This is a genomic window from Magnetococcus sp. PR-3 (assembly GCF_036689865.1).
In the GTDB taxonomy this organism is placed as follows: domain Bacteria; phylum Pseudomonadota; class Magnetococcia; order Magnetococcales; family Magnetococcaceae; genus Magnetococcus.
In genome coordinates this window covers 1-341 of record NZ_JBAHUQ010000100.1, presented here as the reverse complement: position 1 = coordinate 341, position 341 = coordinate 1, and the positions used below count along the sequence as shown (strand labels likewise).

Here is a 341-nt window from a genome sequence, read left to right as displayed (position 1 = left end):
CAGGGTCAAACTGCAAGCCGGCGCCAACTGTACCGGGAAATGGGAACGGTTCTGGCCGGTCAGGTGGATGGCGCAAGCCCAATATCGGTGATTACACCAAGCCTGGACGCCGTGGGGCAGCCCCGACCGGGCGGCAAAAGCCTGGGAAAACACCCTATCCAAAGCCAAAACCAGGGAAAGGGGATGAGCAAAAGCGGGAAGGAGAAGGGGGTGGAAGGCCTTGCCATTTTGGTTTCCAATGCTGGGAGCAAGGGGAAACTCCAGTTCAAAAGTGGCTTGATAATCTCTTTGATTAACGCTTGAACAGGCTCCTGTAGTGCAACCTGCTACACCACAGGAGC

General features: G+C 56.0%; 1 protein-coding gene. It reads left to right on the top strand.

The genetic code is table 11. The features are described 5' to 3' along the window. A partial coding sequence (locus V5T57_RS20725; RefSeq protein ID WP_332893175.1) for a hypothetical protein occupies nt 1-303 on the top strand: 303 nt, incomplete at its 5' end. Nucleotides 304-341: the final 38 nt, after the last annotated feature.